The sequence below is a fragment of the Ruegeria sp. HKCCA4633 genome (assembly GCF_013034605.1).
Lineage (GTDB): Bacteria > Pseudomonadota > Alphaproteobacteria > Rhodobacterales > Rhodobacteraceae > Ruegeria.
Genome location: NZ_WQGJ01000002.1, coordinates 48,926 through 69,140, shown reverse-complemented (window position 1 = coordinate 69,140; position 20,215 = coordinate 48,926). Strand labels below are relative to the sequence as shown.

At 56.2% G+C, this 20,215-nt stretch carries 18 protein-coding genes and 1 pseudogene; 9 read left to right on the top strand and 10 right to left on the bottom strand.

All coding sequences use genetic code 11. The features are described 5' to 3' along the window. Positions 1–46 precede the first annotated feature (46 nt). From GOV85_RS06970 to GOV85_RS06940, 7 genes are all read left to right on the top strand, one after another. On the top strand, positions 47–1,054 hold the full coding sequence (locus tag GOV85_RS06970; RefSeq protein ID WP_171176388.1) for a TAXI family TRAP transporter solute-binding subunit: 1,008 nt from the start codon (positions 47–49) through the stop codon (positions 1,052–1,054). A gap of 81 nt (positions 1,055–1,135) precedes the next feature. After that, positions 1,136–3,349, top strand: a complete 2,214-nt coding sequence (locus tag GOV85_RS06965; protein ID WP_171176386.1) for a TRAP transporter fused permease subunit — start codon at positions 1,136–1,138, stop codon at positions 3,347–3,349. Between the two features lie 4 nt (positions 3,350–3,353). Then, entirely contained in the window at positions 3,354–4,592 is a 1,239-nt protein-coding gene (locus GOV85_RS06960; RefSeq protein WP_171176383.1) for an FAD-binding oxidoreductase, read from the top strand. A 27-nt stretch (positions 4,593–4,619) separates the two neighbouring features. Next, positions 4,620–5,360 (top strand): aspartate/glutamate racemase family protein, encoded by a 741-nt coding sequence (locus GOV85_RS06955; protein ID WP_171176381.1) that lies wholly within the window; start codon positions 4,620–4,622, stop codon positions 5,358–5,360. A gap of 38 nt (positions 5,361–5,398) precedes the next feature. Beyond that, positions 5,399–6,127 carry a hypothetical protein gene (locus tag GOV85_RS06950; protein ID WP_171176379.1) on the top strand — a complete coding sequence of 243 codons (729 nt, stop codon included), beginning with the start codon at positions 5,399–5,401 and terminating at the stop codon, positions 6,125–6,127. Positions 6,128–6,143: 16 nt separating this feature from the next. Beyond that, positions 6,144–7,175 (top strand): D-cysteine desulfhydrase family protein, encoded by a 1,032-nt coding sequence (locus GOV85_RS06945; protein WP_371809901.1) that lies wholly within the window; start codon positions 6,144–6,146, stop codon positions 7,173–7,175. Positions 7,176–7,302: 127 nt separating this feature from the next. Next, entirely contained in the window at positions 7,303–7,647 is a 345-nt protein-coding gene (locus tag GOV85_RS06940) for a RidA family protein (protein WP_171176377.1), read from the top strand. A gap of 195 nt (positions 7,648–7,842) precedes the next feature. Here GOV85_RS06940 and GOV85_RS06935 read toward each other — a convergent pair whose 3' ends face one another. Continuing rightward, complete coding sequence (locus GOV85_RS06935) at positions 7,843–8,751, bottom strand: LysR substrate-binding domain-containing protein (protein ID WP_171176375.1); 909 nt, start codon at positions 8,749–8,751, stop codon at positions 7,843–7,845. Between the two features lie 92 nt (positions 8,752–8,843). On the opposite strand from GOV85_RS06935, the gene GOV85_RS06930 reads away from it, so the two are divergent. Both GOV85_RS06930 and GOV85_RS06925 read left to right on the top strand, forming a co-directional pair. Continuing rightward, on the top strand, positions 8,844–10,364 hold the full coding sequence (locus tag GOV85_RS06930; protein ID WP_171176373.1) for a trimethylamine methyltransferase family protein: 1,521 nt from the start codon (positions 8,844–8,846) through the stop codon (positions 10,362–10,364). A 63-nt stretch (positions 10,365–10,427) separates the two neighbouring features. Then, a pseudogene (locus GOV85_RS06925) lies at positions 10,428–11,231 on the top strand (IS5 family transposase). Positions 11,232–11,240: 9 nt separating this feature from the next. On the opposite strand, the gene GOV85_RS06920 reads toward GOV85_RS06925, so the two are convergent. The 9 genes from GOV85_RS06920 to hisD form a co-directional block, all read right to left on the bottom strand. Beyond that, positions 11,241–11,936 (bottom strand): RraA family protein, encoded by a 696-nt coding sequence (locus tag GOV85_RS06920; RefSeq protein ID WP_171176371.1) that lies wholly within the window; start codon positions 11,934–11,936, stop codon positions 11,241–11,243. Beyond that, positions 11,933–12,628: an alpha/beta fold hydrolase gene (locus GOV85_RS06915; protein WP_171176369.1), complete on the bottom strand. Its 696-nt coding sequence runs from the start codon at positions 12,626–12,628 to the stop codon at positions 11,933–11,935. Before GOV85_RS06915 ends, GOV85_RS06920 begins: the two co-directional genes overlap by 4 nt. Next, positions 12,625–13,749 carry a cobalamin-independent methionine synthase II family protein gene (locus GOV85_RS06910; RefSeq protein ID WP_171176367.1) on the bottom strand — a complete coding sequence of 375 codons (1,125 nt, stop codon included), beginning with the start codon at positions 13,747–13,749 and terminating at the stop codon, positions 12,625–12,627. Before GOV85_RS06910 ends, GOV85_RS06915 begins: the two co-directional genes overlap by 4 nt. Before the next feature lie 102 nt (positions 13,750–13,851). Further along, a complete protein-coding gene (locus tag GOV85_RS06905) occupies positions 13,852–14,814 on the bottom strand; it encodes a cupin (protein WP_171176365.1) in 963 nt (320 codons plus the stop codon). A 151-nt stretch (positions 14,815–14,965) separates the two neighbouring features. Beyond that, positions 14,966–15,940: an ester cyclase gene (locus GOV85_RS06900; protein ID WP_171176363.1), complete on the bottom strand. Its 975-nt coding sequence runs from the start codon at positions 15,938–15,940 to the stop codon at positions 14,966–14,968. After that, positions 15,937–16,956 (bottom strand): LacI family DNA-binding transcriptional regulator, encoded by a 1,020-nt coding sequence (locus tag GOV85_RS06895; RefSeq protein WP_171176361.1) that lies wholly within the window; start codon positions 16,954–16,956, stop codon positions 15,937–15,939. Before GOV85_RS06895 ends, GOV85_RS06900 begins: the two co-directional genes overlap by 4 nt. Beyond that, positions 16,956–17,723, bottom strand: coding sequence for an SDR family NAD(P)-dependent oxidoreductase (locus GOV85_RS06890; RefSeq protein ID WP_171176359.1), 768 nt, complete (start codon positions 17,721–17,723; stop codon positions 16,956–16,958). The genes GOV85_RS06895 and GOV85_RS06890 overlap by 1 nt, the downstream gene beginning before the upstream one ends. Before the next feature lies 1 nt (position 17,724). Beyond that, positions 17,725–18,789, bottom strand: a complete 1,065-nt coding sequence (locus tag GOV85_RS06885; RefSeq protein ID WP_245223163.1) for an ester cyclase — start codon at positions 18,787–18,789, stop codon at positions 17,725–17,727. Between the two features lie 78 nt (positions 18,790–18,867). Next, a complete protein-coding gene (hisD, locus tag GOV85_RS06880) occupies positions 18,868–20,208 on the bottom strand; it encodes a histidinol dehydrogenase (protein ID WP_171176357.1) in 1,341 nt (446 codons plus the stop codon). Positions 20,209–20,215 lie beyond the last annotated feature (7 nt).

Genomic DNA, 20,215 nt, shown 5'->3' with positions numbered 1-20,215 from the left:
GAGGTTCGGGAAAACCGAATCCCACGATCCAACAACGGAGACGACTATGAAACTAGTGAAATGTCTGACGGGTCTGGCTTTGGCTGGTGCGCTGGCCGCACCGGCGCTGGCGCAGGATCCGACCTTTTTCCGCATCGGCACCGGTGGAGCTGGTGGAACCTATTTCCCCATCGGTGGCACCATTGCGAACGGTATCTCGGCCCCTCCGGGCTCGCGTCCTTGCGAAGAGGGTGGCCAATGCGGCGTACCAGGACTCATCGCGATTGCACAATCGACAACTGCGTCTGTCTTTAACAATGCTGCCGTACAGAATGGCGAGCTTGAGGCCGGTCTTGCCGCAGCCGACGTGACCCGCTCGATGTATCTTGGCGAAGGCAAATTTGAAGGCAAACCCCACCCCAACCTGCGCATCGTCGCAAACCTGTTCCCCGAAGACCTGCATCTGGTGCTTCCAGCCGGTGAGACGATCAACGATCTGAGCGATCTGGAAGGAAAACGCGTTGGTATTGCGCAGGCCGGTTCTGGTACGCAGGTTGCAGTTTTGCAGATGTTGGACGCCTGGGGCGTCAACCGCGACAACATGGAAGAAGCCGAGCTGAACAACAGCCAAAGCGCCGAGCGTCTGGCAGATGGTCAGTTGGACGCCTATTTCTACGCTGCAGGTTGGCCTGTTGCCGCGATGGTGCAGTTGTCTTCGACCAAAGGCATGAACCTGTATTCCTTCAGCGACGAAGATCTGGCAAAGATCAACGAGATCATCCCAGCCTATATCCCGTCCGCCATCCCTGGCGGCGTTTATGAAGGAATCGACGCAGAAACCAAGACCCCTGCGGTCAGCGCGATGCTTGTGGTGTCCTCTGAGTTGTCGGAAGACCTAGTTTATCAGTTGACCAAAGCTTTGTGGAACGACAACACCCGCAAACTGCTGGACAATGGCCATGCAAAAGGCAAGCAGATCACGCCTGACACGGCGCTGGACGGTGTCGAAGCCTTGGGTGTTCCGCTGCATCCGGGTGCCGAGAAATTCTATAAAGAAGCCGGTCTGCTTCAGTAAACGAACCCAATTGAAACCTGTCGCTGGTGCCCCTTATGCGGGGCACCGCACTCTGGAAATTTGCGAAATCGGGGGGCCATCATGTCCGAGACCCAGAAACTTGATGACCACGAACTGACGGCCGAGGAACTGGCGGCCATCGAAGAACAGTTCGATGAAGGTGCTGCCGTCCGGCAAGTCACGCCCACCACAGGCAAGGTGCTGCGCGTTGTCGCCCTGATCTTTGCGTTTTATGAATTTTTTACTGCCGGATTTGGCCTGCCCGCCGACCATTGGCATATGGGTATCTATTTGGCGCTGCTGTTCATTCTTGTCTACGCCACGATCCCGATTGTCGGGGCCAAGAGCCTATATGCCCTTAAGGTCAGCCGGTTCCGCATTGGGAATATCCCCCTCTATGACCTGGTTTTCATGGCGCTTGGCATCACGGCCGCGTTGTATGTTGGTCTTGCCTGGCGCGGCATCCCGTTTCTGGGAATCGAGGAACAGACCTTCCGAATGGGCAATCCCAACGGATATGATGTGTTTCTTGGCGTCATCATCATCCTGCTGGTGCTGGATATAGCCCGCCGCACGTTAGGGTGGGTGCTTCCGCTGATCATCTGTGTCTTTATCTCATACGCCCTGCTGGGGCCGTACTTCCCCGGGTTGTTGCAACATCCCGGCGTGAACTTCAAAACCTTCGTTTCGTCGATGTACTTCCCGCAAGAGGGTATCTACGGGGTCACTCTGTGGGTTGTTTCAACCATCGTCTTTCATTTTGTCCTGTTTGGCGTCATCGCCCAGCGCACCGGATTGGGACAATTGTTCATCGACAACGCTACAATTTTGGCGGGCCGCTATACAGGCGGTCCGGCAAAAGTGTCGGTGGTGTCCTCGGCCTTCTTCGGCACGATCTCGGGGTCTTCGGTGGCCAACACCGTATCAACCGGCGCGCTGACAATTCCCAACATGAAGCGCCTAGGATACCCCGGCCACTTTGCCGGGGGTGTCGAGGCCGCGTCTTCGGCTGGTGGACAAATCACCCCACCGATCATGGGGGCCGCCGCCTTCATCATGGCCGAATTTCTTGAAGTTCCTTATACCACAATCGTCATCGCGGCGATCTTCCCGGCCATCCTCCACTACGTAGGCGTCTTTGCCGTGGTGCATCTGATGGCACGCAAACTGAACCTACAGGGCCTTGCCAAGGAACAACTGCCGCAACTCAAAGCCGTCTGGGCCGAAGGTTGGGCCAATATCGTGCCTCTGATTGGACTGCTTGTCGTATTGTTCACTGGCTACACGCCGTTCATGTCAGCTTTCTGCGGAATCTCACTTGCGGTCATCGCAGGCATGTCGCGGCTCAGGCAACCTCCAACCTTGATTTACGCGGCAGCCTTTTTGGCCTTTGTGCTTTGGAAATTCTCGGACGGCGGATTCGACCTGAACATGACCCTGATCTTATGTGGGCTTTCAGCAGTCGCAACGTTGAACCCCCAGAAACGCATCGAAGTACCTGAAATGCTGCAAGCGGTCGAACTGGGCGTAAAATACTCACTGGCCGTGGGTGCTGCGGCGGCCGCGGTTGGCATTGTTGTCGGTGTGATCAACACCACCGGCATCGGCTTCCGCATCGGATTCATGGTGACGCAGGGCGCGGGGAATCTGGCGGCTGATCTTTACAACATGATCTCGTTCGGCAGCTTCCAGTTGTTTGCCATGGAAGACCTTCAGCTGTTTATCTCGCTTGTTTTCATAGCCGTGGTGTGCATCCTGATGGGTGCAGGCATTCCCACCACTGCACTATACATCATGCTGGTCTCTGTAGCACAGCCAGCACTGGCGCAGTTGGGCGTTCCACCCATCGCAAGTCATCTGTTCGTGTTGTACTATGGTGTTGTGTCCGAGATCACACCTCCGGTCTGCACCTCAGCCTACGCGGCAGCGGCCATTGCGAACTCCAACCCATTCCGAACCGGTTTGTCCGCCTTTACCCTTGGGCTGGGCAAGGTGATCGCGCCAATGGCTTTTGTCTACGCTCCGGTGCTGTTGTTTGTATCCTCAACCGGTTTTGATCTGTGGGAGTTCACGTACACTGCGGCCAGCTGTATCGCCGGTGTCATCGCCCTGTCCGCAGCTGTGGTCGGTTACTGGCTGAAGTCATTGAACATAGCGTCGCGTATTTTGATGGCGATCGCGGGGGTGATCTTCGTCGCGCCAAGCCTGACAGCGGACCTGATCGCGTTGGCAGTGGCCTCGCCAGTCATCATCACCCAATTGATCGCGCGCAATCGCACCCATTCTCCGGCCTGACAGGATGACACAACAAGTTACCATCATAGGCGCTGGCATCGTCGGAATTTGTTGCGCGCTGTCGTTGCAAGAGCGGGGCATACCGGTCCGTCTTGTAGACCGGGGTGAGCCAGGCCAGGAAACATCATTTGGCAATGCAGGCGTGGTGTCACCCTGGTCGATAATTCCTCAGGCAGTTCCTGGAATTTGGAAGAAACTGCCACAAATGCTGTTGGATCCGAAAAGTGCGCTGTCGGTACGGGCGTCATTCTGGCCGAAGATGATACCTTGGGGGATGCGCTTTCTGGGAAAATCCGGCGAAAAAACCGTTCGTGAAGTCTCGGATGCGATGGAGCTTTTGTGCCGTCCATCCATCGATTTGTACCGTCGGCATCTGCACGGCACCGGGCATGAAGATTTAATTGCCGACAGTTATTACATCCACGCTTTCCGCAATTCTGATCAGGCCAGCCTGGACGAGCTTGGTTATCGGATCCGCCGAGAAAAAGGCGGGGAATTGGAGCGTGTCGACAGCGCCGAGTTGCGGCGCCTGGAACCTGCGCTTTCAAAAGCGTTCAAGGCCGCAATTGTGATCAAAGGCCAGGCGCGCGCGATCTCTCCGGGACGCTTGGGCACTGTGCTTGCAGAAAAAGCGCGCGCGCAAGGGGCCGAATTCGTGCGAACCGAAGTCGCCAAGCTGACACAAGCCGAAGGAGGCAATTGGCAGCTTGATACTTCGCAAGGCAAAATACATGCACATCATGTCGTTCTTGCCGCCGGGGTATGGTCTGCCGACCTGCTGAAGCCATTAGGACTTCCCGTACCACTTGTGGCTGAACGGGGTTACCATGTTGAATTCCCTAACCCCTCTGCGGTGCTGAACAATTCGGTCATGGACGTGGATGCAAAGATCGTCGCAAGCTCGATGCAAGGTGGATTGAGAGTTGCTGGTACAGCCGAGTTCGCAAGCGTCGATGCTCCAGCCAATCCACGAAAAGAAAAGATTCTGACCGAGCAAGCCAAAGCATTGGTGCCGGAGCTTAATACAGGCGAACCGCAGTTTTGGATGGGCCGTCGCCCCTCTTTTCCCGACAGCCTGCCTGCGATTGGGCCGCTGAAGGGCAAAGACGGTTTATTTGCCGCGTTTGGACACTCTCACTACGGCCTGATGATGGCGCCGAAGACTGGGGAACTTGTGGCAGACCTTGTGTCTGATCGCAGCCCAAATATCGATTTGGCCCCATTTTCGCTGGACCGTTTCTAAATCTCCAATTCGAAAGGACCTGAGCACATGCCAATCTACAATGGCGGTCAAAACATTTGCGGGGCTTCGATCGGGGTTTTGTGCCTTGAAAGTTATTTCCCCAAACCCCCAGGACACATCAAGAATCCGTCCAGCCTTCCGTTTCCGGTGCTCTACGAAATGATAAGCGGGATCACCGTCCCTACCCTTCTAAACAACCCAACGCCTGAGTTGCTGGCTCCATTTATTGAGGGCGCAAAACGCCTTGAAGCCGAAGGTGTTCGGGCCATCACCGGAAGCTGCGGTTTTCTGGCGTTGTTCCAAAAAGAACTGGCCGCGGCTGTTTCTGTACCTGTCTTTGCATCCAGTCTTATTCAGGTGCCTCTGGCCTTTCATATGACCGGAGCAAGTGCTCCAGTGGGCGTGCTGACTGCAGACGCTTCAGCGCTGACAGCGAAGCACTTCGAAGGTGTCGGAGCAGCTACCATCCCCGTTGCAGTGCAAGGTTTAGAAGACACCAATGAATTCGCAGAGGTGATCTTACGGAACACGCGGACACGCATGGACACCGACCTGATCGAGGCCGAAGTTCTGGAAGCTGCGCGAAAGCTCATACAACGTGCACCTGATATTCGGTCGCTGGTTTTGGAATGTACCGATTTGCCGCCATATGCCGCGCTCCTTCAGGAAGAGCTGCGTCTTCCAGTCTTCGATTTGACGACATTGGCACAGATGGCGCATACCGTTGCCACGCGCAAAACTTATGGAGGCCTCATGCCTTGGGCGTAAAAGCGCCTGCAGTATCATGAGGGACAACGGGGAAATCAGTGTCCGTTGACTATTCTATCTTGATGGTCGCCATAGGCCTTGGTGCTATGATGCAGGTCGGTGTCGGCATCGGATTTAGCATCATTGCCGGGCCACCGATGATGATCCTTCTTGGAACGGCAACAGCAGTTCCGATACTGCTACTTTTGAACACTGTCGTTTCAGCGGTCGCAACAGACCAACGGGTGCTGAAGAGCGACAAACAGACAATTCGCACGGCAATCATTGGTTGCCTCGTCGGAGTGGTGTCAGGCCTCTCGATCTACCCCTGGCTAAGCGAAGCGTTTGTCCTTGTTCTGACGGCCAGCCTTTTGCTGATTGGGCTTCTTACGACTTTGCTGCCCGTTCGTTGCTCAATTGGTACAGCAGGATTTTCAACCGTTTCCGGTTTGTCAGGGGTGGCAACCGTTTGGGCGGCGACGCCCGGCCCGCTAATGGTTTTCGGATTGATTGCGAAAGGCCATTCCGCCAAAGAGGTTGCAAAACTGGTGCAACCCATTGCGCTGGTGGCGTACGGTATCGCTTTTGTTTTACACTGCCTGACAGAGACTCAGATGCTCAGTTTTGGCCCGCAACTTTGGGGTTTTATCGCGCTCACACTGACAGGCAGCCTGCTTGGTCGCACTGTAGGCCCCCACTTACCGCAGACACTGGTCACGACTGCCATCCGCGTGATTTCCTTTATCGCCTGCGGTGTTCTTTTTCATCGCGCATTGACGATCGCGTAACTTCGAAGGTCAAACCATGATGCAAAAAAACATTCTGGACAGGTTCCCTAGAGCCCAACTCATGTCTGGCCCTACACCCTTGGAGCGGTTGGACAGGCTGTCTTTAGAACTGGGTATAGACCTATGGTTGAAACGTGATGATCTGACAGGTCTTGGATTTGGCGGAAATAAAACGCGGCAACTTGAATTCTACTTTGGCGATGCTGTTCGACAAGGCGCCGACACTATTCTGATCACTGGCGCTGTTCAGTCTAACTTTGTTCGATCTGCGGCAGCTGCGGCTGCCAAATTGGGCATGCAATCCGTGCTGCAGCTGGAAGAGCGTGTACCAGATATGGGTAAGGAGTATTACAGGTCCGGGAATGTGTTGCTTGCAAAGATTTTAGGTGCGGAACACTTGAGCTTTCCCGAGGGCGAAAACGAAGTTGGTGCCGACGCTGCGTTACACGCGCGGGCCGAAGAACTGAGAGTGCAAGGACGCAAACCCTATGTCATTCATCTGGGTTTACAACATCCACCTTTAGGTGCCTTGGGCTACGTCGCTGCCGGACAAGAATTGTGCCAGCAGATGTCGAATGTTGACGCGGTCGTCGTCCCTTCAGGTAGCGGCGCAACACACGCTGGTATATTGGCAGGCCTCGCGCTGGAAAAGAATGCCTGTTCTGTGTTTGGGGTTTGCGTTCGCCGAAATCAACACAAGCAAAAAACCCGAATGAACACTGTCCTGCAGAAACTAGCGGATTTGCTGGAAATCGACGCTGGGCCCTTGCAAGACAAGGTCACCGTTCTGGACGAGGTGTTATCCCCTGGCTACGGCAGACTAAGCGAAGTGACCCGTGCAGCCTTGGAAAAGATGGCGCGCACCGAAGGAATATTCCTTGACCCCGTTTATTCCGCAAAAACATTTGCGGGGTTATTGCACCTGCTGAGTAAAGGAGACATTCAGCCCAGGCAAACGGTTGTTTTGCTGCATACAGGGGGGCTACCTGCGCTCTTCGGATACCAAAACGAACTGGCAGACAACATGGAATCAAGCCAACCAAATTAGTCTCAATAGCCTGCCGACTTGCGCGGCAGATTTATTGTTGCTGAACGCGATTGACCTCAACGGCCATCTGCTGTTTGGCGTCGACAAGCACTCAACTCAAGCTTCCTCAACTGGAAAGACATAAGAAATGACCATTACTCGGATCGAAACCGCCCAGCGCATGAGCCGGATCGTTAAACACAACGGCGTCGCCTATCTTTGCGGGCAAACCTCGGACGCAGCTACTGTCGCTGAACAAACACGCGACATCTTGGCCAAGATTGAAGACCTGTTGACCAAAGCAGGCAGCGACAAGAGTCGTATTTTGAGATGCGAGATTTGGCTGGCCGACATGGCAGACTTTGCTGAGATGAATGCTGTTTGGGACGCTTGGGTGCCCGAAGGTCACGCTCCTGCCCGCGCCTGCGGAGAGTCCAAACTCGCCCGCAGCGTCTTGAAGGTGGAAATGATTGTGACCGCAGCCTACGACTGAACCGAAACCCAGGGGTGTAGACGAGATCAGCTATACGTTTTGACGGCATGGCAGCATACGTCCCTGGCTATCCAACAAACGTCAAAGCAGCCGCACAGTTTGGCCAATCCAAGAACCGCGGGTCAGTCCGAGTGTGATCTCCAATCCAAACCTTTAGGATGAATGTATTGACGTAAACTCCGGCATGCCCGCCGGTCAGATGGGTTGCCGGTTTTTCAGCACCCAGTCACGAACGGTTTCCGCTTTGGGCGTCAACGACCCGATCTTGGACCAAACCAGATAAAACCCGTTTCCAGTTTTCCAGGCCCATTCGGGACGCCCCGCCAACAAGCCCTTTCTCACGAAAGGATCGACAAGGTGGTGCCGACCGAAGGCAAACCCCTCGCCCGCAATGGCGGCCTGCAACACAAGAGCGTAATCATTCAGTCTCAGCCCGCCACTTGGCGGCATGTCCTTAACACCAAATTCGTGAAACCACTGCTGCCAGGATGGTCGTTCGCGGATCGGTTCCTCCAAGTGAATCAAACGTTGGCTCAGTAACCCCGGTACGTTTTTCAGGTTTACGGCCGCAGCCATCACGCGGGGCGCGGCGACCGGGTATATCACTTCTTCGGCAATTAAAGCGCATTCGCATTCCGGCCAAGATCCATTGCCACGACGGATGGCCAAACTAATCGTCTCAACACTAAGATCGGATTCCCGATCACTCGATTGCAGACGCAAGTCGATTTCAGGGTGATTTTGCTGGAACGAACCAAGGCGCGGCAAAAGCCAGTAATTGTTGAAGGCAGACGATGCGCTGAGGGTGACATGGTCGCTGCTTGCGAATTGTCGGATCGATGCTGCGGATTGTTCCAATTGGGTAAACGCCCGGGTCACATCTGAAAACAAACGGCTTCCAGCATTGGTGAGAGTGATCTTTCGGTGGCTACGCTCAAAGAGCACAACACCCAATGACACCTCCAATTGTTTGATTGTCATGCTCACTGCAGGTTGCTGAACATTTAGTTCCTGCGCGGCATTCGTGAAGGATTCCGTTCTGGCCGCCGCTTCGAAATATACCAGATGACGCGGTGAAGAAAAATGAGACCAGAGGTTTTGCATAAGCTCCACTTATCCAAATCATATATTATTTCAAGCGTCACAAAGGCGGATTCGAAAGCTATTTTCTACGTACTTGCTTAAAGAGGGGTCCAATGGCTCGTAGGTCACGCACATCAAGGGCACGAAACGCCGTGCAAACCGGCGCTGCTCCGTCTCCCTTCATTCGCCGAACACTGCCTCATTACGACGTGTTGGACGAGGATCAGATCGCCCGGCTAGAGGAGCAGGTGGATTGGATATTGCAAGATGTCGGCATCGCCTTTCGCGACGACCCAGAGGCGCTGGAACTTTGGAAGCGCGAAGGTGCAACCGTCAACAAAGACATCGTGCGCGCGCCGTCCGATTGGATACGCAATCTCTGTGCCAAGGCTCCACGCGAATTCACCCAACTGGCGCGAAATCCTGAACGGTCCGTTCAGATTGGCGGGATGAGCCAGGTTTTTGCTCCGATTTACGGCGCGCCCTTTGTACGCGACGTTGAGGGCGGGCGCCGGTATGGCGATCTTGAGTCATTCGAAAAGCTGGTCAAGCTGACCTATATGCATCCAAACCTGCATCATGGCGGTTTTGTCACCTGCGAACCCTGTGACGTTCCGGTCAGCAAACGGCACCTCGATATGCTGTTCGCGCACATGACCCTCAGCGACAAGCCGCATCTTGGCGCCATTACCGAGATGAGCCGCGCACAGGATAGCGTCGAGATGGCCGAGATCGTTTTTGGGGCCGACGTGATGGCAGAAAACTGCGTCATAATGGGTAACGTGAACACGAACTCACCGCTCTTGGTGGACCGGGTGGTAACAGAGTCGGCCCGCGTCTATTCGACCCGCGGTCAGGGTTTGATTGTAGTGCCCTTCATCCTGTCCGGTGCCATGGGGCCGGTCTCGACGGCCGCATCCGTGGCCCAGGCCATGGCCGAGGCGATGATGGTCTGTGCCTACGTGCAATTGCTGCGCCCGGGTGCGCCTTTCGTACTAGGAAATTTCCTTTCATCAATGTCGCTGAAATCCGGTGCACCGACCTTTGGCATGCCCGAACCGGTGATTTCCAACTATGCGATCGGCCAGTTGGCGCGCCGTGCCGGACTACCACTGCGTTGCGGCGGATCGCTGACCGCCTCGAAGATCGAAGATGCGCAGGCCGCCTACGAATCCGCAGATTCTATGCATTCCACAATGCTGGCCGGAGCGAACTTTGTACTGCACTCCGCGGGCTGGCTTGAGGGCGGGCTGTGCACCGGCTTTGAAAAGTTGATCATGGATGCCGATCGACTGGGATCTTACCAGAAGGTGCTGGGTCAGGGTCTGAACACCAGTGACGAAGCCTTGGCCCGCGACGCCTATGACGAGGTTGAAGCCGGAGGTCACTTCCTGGGCTGTGCCCACACCATGCGTAACTATCAAACGGCATTTTATGAGCCGAAACTCAGCGACAGTGAGAATGTCGAAAGCTGGGAAGAAGGTGGCTCGAAAGACATGCGTCATCGCGCTTATGAGCGCTGGAACCAGATGCTAAACGAATACGAACCGCCCGCGATGGATGAGGCCAAAAAAGAAGAGTTGGCCGCCTATGTTGCGCGCCGTAAAGAGGAAATCCCAGATGCATGGTATTAGGCTCAGGACCCGTTGATTTCCGTTTGGCTGCGTGATTCATCGCGTTCAAAACAAGCGGTGAACATATCTGATCTTTTCTGGTTGAGCGACGAGCAAATGGCGCGTCTGGCGCCGTTCTACCCAGAGTCTCATGACAAACCTCGCGTTGATGACAGGCGTGCCTTGAGTGGGATTATCCTCGTCAACCGCAGCGGGTTACGTTCGCGCAATGAACCCAGGAAATATGGACCACACAGTTGAAGGGGACCGCGGCCCCAAGGGGGCCGCGAAAGCCCTGGAAACGCCCTACAATCGTTGGAAGCGGTGGAGTGACAAAGGTATCTTTGCCCGGATTTTGGTTGGCTTGGCTGCCAACCACGGCGAAGAAAAGACGGTCATGATCGATGCTAAACACCTGAAAGTCCATCGCACAGCTTCCAGTCTTGCCGTGAAAAAGAGGCCCTGGACTTCTGATCGGGCGCACCAAGAGCGGCATGAACATAAAGTTGGATGCAGTTTGTGATAGTCAGGGACGCCTTTTGAACCTGTTCTTCACTGCTGGTCAGGTCAGCGACTACATTTGTGCTAGGGCATTTGTCAGCAGTCTGCCAAATCTCGAATAGTTGCAGGTTGATCGCGGCTATGATGCCGATTGGTTCAGAGAAGGGCTAAAAATCCAAGGGATACGCGTGTGTATCCCAGGACGCAAACAGCGCAAAACAACCGTCCGATACGACATGCGCCGCTACAAACGCGCAATCGGATTGAGATCATGTTTGGCAGATTGAATTGAAGGACTGGGGGCGTGTCGCGACGCGGTACGACAGGTGTCTCACAGTCTTCCTCTCAGCCATCACTCTCGCCGGTATGGTCATCTATTGGCTATGAGTTCTGCCCCTAAGTCCGAGAGGCTTCGAACGCCGTCCATGCTTTTTCAAAAGTGTCGAAATCGAACCCTGTTGCGCGGGCGGGTTCAAGGATCAGTTTTTCGGTTTCAAGCAGCTTGATGATCGCCTGCTCTAGATCGTCCACCACTTCGGGTGGGACAACAAGGGCACCATGCCGGTCGGCATGCACAAGGTCTCCATCTTTGATCACAAGGCCGTAGATTGTCACCGGTGTGCCAACTTCTTTCACGTGCACGAATCCGTGGCTTGGCCCGACAGACCCGGCAACTACCGGAAATCCATCCGGCAGGTCGCCGAGGTCTCGCATCACGCCGTTGGTCAGGGCGCCGCTGATGCCGAAACCCTTGTGTACGGTCGTATTGATCTCACCCCAATAAGCGCCGATGCAGTTGGGGTAGTCCGTGTCTTCCACAACGGTCACAGATGGGCCACTGCCCGAGGCCATGTGCCGGTAATAGTCCATTCGGCGCGCGCGGATCACGTCGGGGGCCTCGGTCGGCGGATTCACGGCGGCAATCTTAGCGGTGCGGGCATATCCCACCATCGCGCCTGCATCGGGATCAGAGCACAGCATTGTGCCCCGGGTAAAATCATTGAATCCGCGCTTGCCCTGGGCCACTTCGATGGCGTTGCAAACAGTCGGCGTGTCGACCTTTTTCAGCAGGTCCAGCAGGGATTGTTTCATATCAGCTCCAGCCAGCGGGTCAGAGCCGCCGTGGTTTGTTGCGGTTGTTCCAGTGTAGGCAGATGGCCGGCGTTTTCGATAATCTCCAACCGGCTCTGCGGCATCAGATCGTGCATCAACTCATGCCTTGAGACGGGACACAGGGCATCGTCGCGCCCGCACAGAACCAGTGCTGCGCCGGTAAAGTCCCGCAGGGTATTGCTCTGATCGGGGCGATCACGCAGAGCATTGGATTGATTAATGAAAACGCCCGGCCCAAGTCCCATGGCCATATCCATGCACAAATCCAGAATGGCGGCGCGGCGTGGGCCGTCAGTCAGGTAGTTCGGCTTCATCTCTTCGGCCATCACCTTGTGCAGGTTGCCGCGTTCGACGGCATCGATCTGAGGACTGCGCCTCGCCCTGACCTCGTCCATCTCTGCCATCGGGTTGGTGTCCATCAACGCTATACCAGTCACACGATCCGGTGCTTGACGTAGGATTTCCATCGCCACGATGCCGCCCATAGAGAGCCCGGCCATAGCAAATCGTTCAGGCGCATAGGCCAGTACATCGGCGGCCAGCGCTTGTATCGTGTCCTGTCCGCCAATGGGTGCAGACAGGATCGGGTATTTGCCTGACAGCGCGTCAATCTGCGGGGTGAACAACCGCGCATCGCACATCATGCCGGGCAGAAGGATAAGAGGCGTCATTTAACCAATGCAGCCCCTTCAGCAAGCGCACGCAGCTTGGCATAGGCGATATCCGGGTCGACCGCGCCAAAGCCAGCAAAAGTGCCAAAGCCACAATCCGATCCGGCAATCACCCGCTCAGACCCAACAATGTTAGCAAACCGCTCAACACGCTGCGCGATCAGTTCCGGGTGTTCGATAAAGTTGGTCGTGGTGTCGACAACACCGGGCACCAGAACTTTGTCATCGGGAATCTCATCCTTGCTGTCGCGGAACACCGTCCATTCATGCGCATGTCGCGGGTTCGAAGTTTCAAACAGAACATAGCGGGACTTGGTGGACATCAGCGTTGGAAACACCTTGTCCATGCCGATGTCACAGCAATGCGGCCCCTCGTAATTGCCCCAGCAAATATGGACACGCACTTTGTCAGAAGGGACGTTTTGCAGCGCGTGATTCAACGCCTCAACATGCATGTCGGCGATTTTCACGAATTCATTGTCAGAAAGATCATTGAACAGCATATGACGAGACAGCGCGAGGTCAGGACAATCGAGTTGCAAATCCAAACCCGCACCAACGATGGTCTCATATTCTTCCTTCATCGCGTCGGCCAGCGCGACCAGATAAGTCTCACGCGTTGGGTAGTAATCATTCTGCAAAAACAGGGAAATCACCCCAGGGCTGGCGGCATTCATAAAACCGCGCTCAACCCCGTGTTCCGCCATCGCGGCCTTGAGATTATCTATGTCCTTCTGCAATTCGCCCTGCCCCTTCGAGCGCACCTCACCTACGCACATGGGCCGCGCATATTGCGGCGTTCCGCCGTCATCTGCCAAACGCTGCAGAAAACCCGGAAACATCTTGAGGTCCGCCGGCGCGTTGCGTGGGCTGTCACCGGAAAAGCCGGTATAGCGGTCCTTTACATAAGTGGCATATGAGATTTTTGAGGTCTCGCCGTCTGAAACGATATCAATTCCGGCATCGGCCTGTTTGCGCACCGTCTCAGACACTGCGGCGGTCATACAGGCATCGAATGCGGCTTGATCGAACGGTTCCTCTCGCTCGCGTGCGAAGATGAAGTCAACAACCTCCTGACTGCGCGGCAGGCTTCCCACATGGGTGGTTGAAATGCGGGTCATGTATTCATCTCCCTTCAAATCTTGTTCCTGCGCCGGGCCGGAAACCGGGCGCAGGATGTGCTGAGCATGTCCCGATTGATTTCGGGAGACGCAATTTTGGCGTTATGCCCCTGTCCAGGTTGCGCCAGCCGGATCGTCGGTGGCAGTGATACGGTACAGACCCGCTTCGCCGGTCATCGACGGCTCGGCGCTGTAGCTTTCACCGGGCAGAACCAGCGCGGTATCACCGTTGGACAGGGTGGTTTCGACCTCATTGATTTTGATGCGCCAATGACCGCTGGCCGGCATCAGAACCACAGGTTTTTTCGCTATGACCTGTTTACAAACGGCGGAACCGCGTGTCAGGAAATCCACCTCAAAGCCGGGCTTGTCCTTGATCAGACCATTTTCGCCAATCACGACCGCCGGCTTGTCCGCCGCCAACGCCATCAGGTCCCAGTACCGGGCGACATATTTGCCGATCACCGCATCAACGGGAACCTCGGGGTACGCTTTCATCTCTTCCTCGGTTAACAAGGGCATGGGCTGCACGTTGTGCGGCAATTCCTCGCCCTTTTTGCTGTCATAGAGCACCCCGTTATTGCCTAGAACCAAGCCATGGGCCTGCGCGTCCTGAATAACTTGCGGAGCCCAGGTCACACCGCCACCTGCGTCATCGCCGCCCAGCATCGACATGATCATGCCATAGTCCTGGCCGACATTCTCGAACCCACGGAAGATGCCTGTCGGGATGTTGAAGATATCGCCTTCCTCGGCGATAAACTCTCCTGCGGTCCCGTATCGACCCCAGAAGAACCGCCAGCGGCCTTTCGCAACAAAGAAGACCTCGGCTGTGGTGTGGCTGTGCAGCGAGTTGCGGCATTTCGGAGGTTGTCCCGCTGCTCCGATGTTGAACCCGATCTTGTCGGTGATGTGGACGTGCTGATCGGGGCTTTCGCTGACGCCGCCGCCGATGATGGTAAAATTCTCTTTCTGGTCCGAGCCTGGCGTGTGCGCATCGATGAACGCGGTCTTACAAGGTTTCAGCTCGCCATAACGGACGATGCGGCTTTGAATTGTACTCATATCTTTTTTCCTTTTGATTTGCGTTTGATCGGATCAAACCAAACCTCCCGGCGGGCGATTGTTCAGCCGCCGGGCGCGCAGGCTGGCGCGATGGGCGTGGAACCGCCGTAACGCCTGCCCGGTATCCAGATTTGAGATACGGTGCGGCATTCTAGAGATCGCCGGTTTTCAGCAGAATCTGTTTCCAGATCGAGGTTTCGTCAAACAGGGTGTATTCCTTGCGCAAACCCCAGGGACCGAATTCGGCCTGGCTGATACCCAGCACAAAAACCTCGGCCCCTGTCGGCACACCAAAGACGCCCCAACCGTCATGCTTGCCGTGCAGCGTCCAACGGATCGCGGCACGCGGGGGCATCATCGGATCGTCGCGGCCAATCTGGTGCTGAACTTTGAATTCTGCGTTCGGGAAAGAGGCGCGCAGGCCCATCCAGAACCGATCCACTGGCCCCCAACTATGCCCCGTGGTACCGCCGGGATATTCCGAAAGGACCGCGCGATCATACTCTGCCTGGATTACACCCATATCGGCATTCATGATCCGGGTCAGGATCTCAGAGTATTTCTGGCCCCACTCATTATCGTTGCCATGGCCTTTATAAGGACCGGGCTGATCGTTTGCGGGCGTGTAGGGCTGAACACAGGCGTCGGGTCCGCCTTCGCGTGCGATCAGGTCGCGGGCATATTCCTTGGGATCCCAACCCATCTGCTGGACGATCGCGCTCTGGTCGCGGATCAGCCATTCGTCGTTGATCTGGTTGTTGATAGCGTGGCAGTCGGCGAGAATGCGATAAACCAGCTTTTTAGCGGTTGCATTGCCATAAACGCCGTCGCCCAAATGTGTTGCCGTGGACAGCAGCCGGTGCGACGACAGCATGCCCTCTTCCGGTGTGCCCGACCAGATCACATCCTCGCCGAGCAATGTACGATCCGGAAACTCGGCAAGAGTCGCCATCGTGGCGGCGATAACCCCTTGATTGCCAACCACAACCGAAGCGGGCGAACGCACCACAATGTCCGGCGCATAATAGTGGTGCAAAGTGGCAATGCCGCGATCTTCCCAAATCTCTTTGGTGATGCCGATGATATAGTCGGGAAAATCTTTGAATTTGGGATCAAATCCCTTCATGTCTTCCATCCTTCAGGTATGCGGGCAGAGCCGCGAACAATTAGCGGTCCGTCAATCTCTAACCGGCGCGGACCGACGTCCGGGCCTTCGATTTTGCTCAGTAAAATGTCCACGGTTTCGGCAACCATACGGTTGGCGGGTTGCCTCACAGTGGTCAGGTCATAGGTGGGCCATGCAGCCACGGCCACGTCATCATATCCAACGACAGAAACATCATTGGGCACGTGCAGCCCCAACTCAAACCTCAGAGTATCCATTACCGCAATCGCCATATGATCATTGGCGACAAACACGGCGTCAGGCGGATCAGAGGTAAACATCTCGAGGGTCGCCTCGCGCGACTTTTCGCTGGAAAAGTCACCAACCCCGCGCGCGTGCAACGCGACGCCCGCTTTGTTCAACGCAGCTAAAAATCCTGCTTCGCGGTCCCGTTGGGTCGAGGCCCCTTCCCAGCCCGCAATGTACCCGATTTTCTTATGACCGCCTGCCAGAAGAAAATCAGCCACCTTACGGCCTCCGGCAATATTGTCAGACGAAACCGCTGACATCCCCGGATCGTCCTGAGCCCGGTTGAACAGCACCACCGGAATACCGGCTGCCTGACACCGATCAGACAGATCAGACGACAATGCAACCGACGCGGCAATGATCCCATCCACTTGGAAATCAAGGATTTCCTCGACCACCTTGTCGATGTTCTGCGCCGAGTTCGATGCCATAAAGACCAGCACGTGATAGCCACGTTCCTGCAGCGCGTTCGTCAGCTTTTCCAGGGCTTCGGGGTAGAACTGGTTGTTCAGATACGCCACGACCAAACCAATGATCCGGCTTTTTCCAGAAACAACTGCGCGGGCCAGTACGTTGGGTCGGTACCCCAGCTCGTCCGCCGCCTTGCGCACTTTCTCAGCTGTTTTCTTCGACGCGGATGCGCCGGGCGTAAACACCCGGCTGACCGCAGATTGACTGACCCCAGCCAAACGGGCAACGTCCAAGGATGTGATCTTTTGCCCAGGCATCAGTCTGCTGTCCACCCACCGTCAATCATCATCGCAGTCCCGGTCACAAGCGCTGAGGCGTCTGAAGCGAGATAGACCACAGCCCCCATGATGTCTTCGATTTCACCGGGGCGACCCAGTTTGATCTTGTCCAAAATCCAGGCGCGTTTGTCCGGGTCATCGAAGGTCGCGCGCGTCAGGTCCGTCAGGATAAAAGTTGGGCAGATCGTGTTGACCCGGATTTTCGCGGGCCCGAACTCTAACGCCATCGCCTTGGAGAACCCTTCAACGGCGAATTTCGACGCGCAGTAAACGGCGCGTTCGCGGCCGCCGACATGGCCCATCTGACTGGAGATATTGATCAACGAACCGGAGCGGCCAGCATCGAGCAGGCCCTTGGCGACGGCCTGGGTCAGGAAATAGGCACCTTTGACATTGACGCCCATCACGGCATCAAAATCTTCCGGCTGCGTGTCCACGGCCTTGCTATGGCGGGCAAGCCCGGCCGAGTTCAGCAGAATATCAAAGGGCCCGCTCTGCGCCACGGCTTCAGAAGTTGCTGCCACGTCCGACACATCCAGTTCCAGAACCTCTGCCAACCACCCCCGAGCCGACATGTCCTTTGCAATTTGCTGCAGCGCGCCAGTACGGCGCGCCGCCAGAGTGACCTCAGCACCATGTTCCGCCAGCGCCACAGCGCAGGCCATGCCGATGCCGGACGAGGCTCCGGCAACCAGCGCGCGCTTGCCGCGTAGTTTGAAACTGGGTGTGCTGGGGAATTGGGGCATATCAGACCTCGCCGACCGGGAACGCAATTGTGCCCGGAACGCGTGCCTTGTTGAACTCACGCAGGCGGGCAAAGACATCTACGCCCAGTTGGCGGTATGCGTCCAGCAGATCGACCATGACCCAGTTCTCGCGGATCAAACCACCTTCGAGCCGCCAGAAATCAAGGCTACGCATGGTGATCCGCTTGCCAGAGGGTGCAATGCCCATCCAGCCATCGTGGGTGACAGTCTGGATCATGTCGGGCCAGCCGGTCACAGCTGCATAGTCGCCATCGCCAAAGAAGTGATAGGTGATTTCATCAACGAATTTACCGCGGTCGGGCATGCCGTTCAGAAAGGGTATCTGGTGCCAGTTGCGGAAGCCCGAGATGCCGCGCCCGGTTCCGATCCCGGCAGGGCCATACCAGTTCATGCGCGGGTGCCAGAACTTTTCCATCTCCATTACTTCGGGCCCACCCTGACTGGGGTGTTTCTTCAGGTGGTTCAGCATGTCGACGATATGGTTGCACGAGGCCTGTGATGTCGCCTCATCCCACGGTCCGGGCACGATCCCGTCCAGTGTCACCGGGCCGGGAATGCAGAACTCCAATCCCAGTGATGGGGCCATCGGCCAGGCCTTCGCCTGCATCATCACTTCGGGAATGTCCCAGAGCGTCTGGATCTCGACAACCTTGCCATTTTCGAAGCGGTAGAATTCGTGGAACCGCATATGGGTCAGGTGCCCGGTCGGCGGGATGTCCAGCCAGGGGGCAACGAAAGTACCAACGTAGTGGCCACCACAGCCGATCCAATCATTGCCATGTTCCGTGGGTCCACCCATCACGATCCAGTCGCGACGTTCCAGATCTGGCATGGATGTCAGCAGCGGCGCATAGCAGGTATCGTAGAGCTCCTGCGGGCCGGTCAGGTCACCGAACGGATGCGGCATGTGGATGACGGCGTCAGGCGCAACCACAGCGCCCAAAGCGGCCCGAACGCCGGTTTCGTCAAAGTTGTACATGGCTTCGCGCAAGGGCGCGATCAGAGCCTTGTGAGTAGAATGTGTGTCCATTGCGACATCTCGCATTGTGTTATCTGCTTCTCTTTCAAAATCCGTAACACCTGGTCGATCCCGGGCGCATGTTCTGTGGCGGTTACCTGGCGGTCACGAAGACGCCTCGGCGGCCTCGCGATAAGCCGCGCCTTCACCGTAGGGCACGTTAATGCCCCCATAACGGCGAACTCGGATGTTGCATTGCTCGGCATGGCCAACAAAGCCCTCCAGCATACACAGGCGCGAGCCGTATTCGCCGATCATCGCCGCAGCCTCGTCAGTGATGACTTTCTGATAGCTGTGCGTTTTCATGAACTTGCCGACCCAGAGCCCACCTGTATAGCGACCGGCTTTTTTGGTTGGCAGGGTGTGGTTGGTGCCGATCACCTTGTCGCCGTTGGCCACGTTGGTGCGTGGCCCAAGGAACAACGCGCCGTAGCAGGTCATGTTTTCCAGGAACCAATCGTCGCGGTCTGTCATCACCTGAACGTGCTCGGACGCGATGTCATCCGCCAATTGCAGCATTTCCTCATAGGTATCGCAGACGATGATCTCGCCATATTCCTCCCAACTGACTTTGGCTGTGCTGGCGGTGGGTAGGATACCGAGGATACGGTCGATTTCGACGAGTGTTTCCTCAGCCAGCTTGCGCGAGTTGGTGATCAGGACACATGGGCTGTTATAACCATGTTCGGCCTGTCCAAGCAGATCAGTCGCGCAGAGCTCGGCATCGGCTGCGGTTTCATCGGCGATGACCATTGTCTCTGTCGGACCCGCGAAAAGGTCAATGCCGACGCGGCCAAACAACTGGCGCTTGGCTTCGGCCACAAAGGCATTGCCTGGTCCCACCAGCATGTGAACAGGGTCGATGGTCTGGGTCCCTATCGCCATTGCGCCAATCGCCTGAATACCGCCCATGACATAGATTTCATGCGCGCCGCCCAGATACATGGCCGCGATCACCGCCGCGTTTGGTTTACCCTGAAAAGGTGGTGTGCATGCGATAATCCTGGGAACGCCCGCAACTTTCGCCGTTGCCACTGACATATGCGCCGAGGCAACCATCGGGAACTTGCCGCCTGGCACGTAGCAGCCCACGGACTGCACCGGGATATTCTTGTGACCCAGGATCACACCGGGCAGAGTTTCAAGCTCGATATCCAACATCGAGTCGCGTTGCGCCTGAGCGAAGTTAATCACCTGCTTCTGAGCGAACTTGATGTCGGCCAGCTCGCGTTCAGTCAACGACGCGATCAGGTCGTCGATCTGCCGTTGGCTCAGGCGGAAACTCTCAGGCGAGTAGTTGTCGAATTTCTCCGACAACTCGCGCACTGCGATGTCACCGCGGATTTCGATATCTTTCAGCGTCGCCTCGACGACGGTACGGGTCTTGGCATCGTCTTCGGCCCGGTCGGCCTCGGGTTTGCCGCGTTTCAGATATTCGATTGCCATTGTCCTA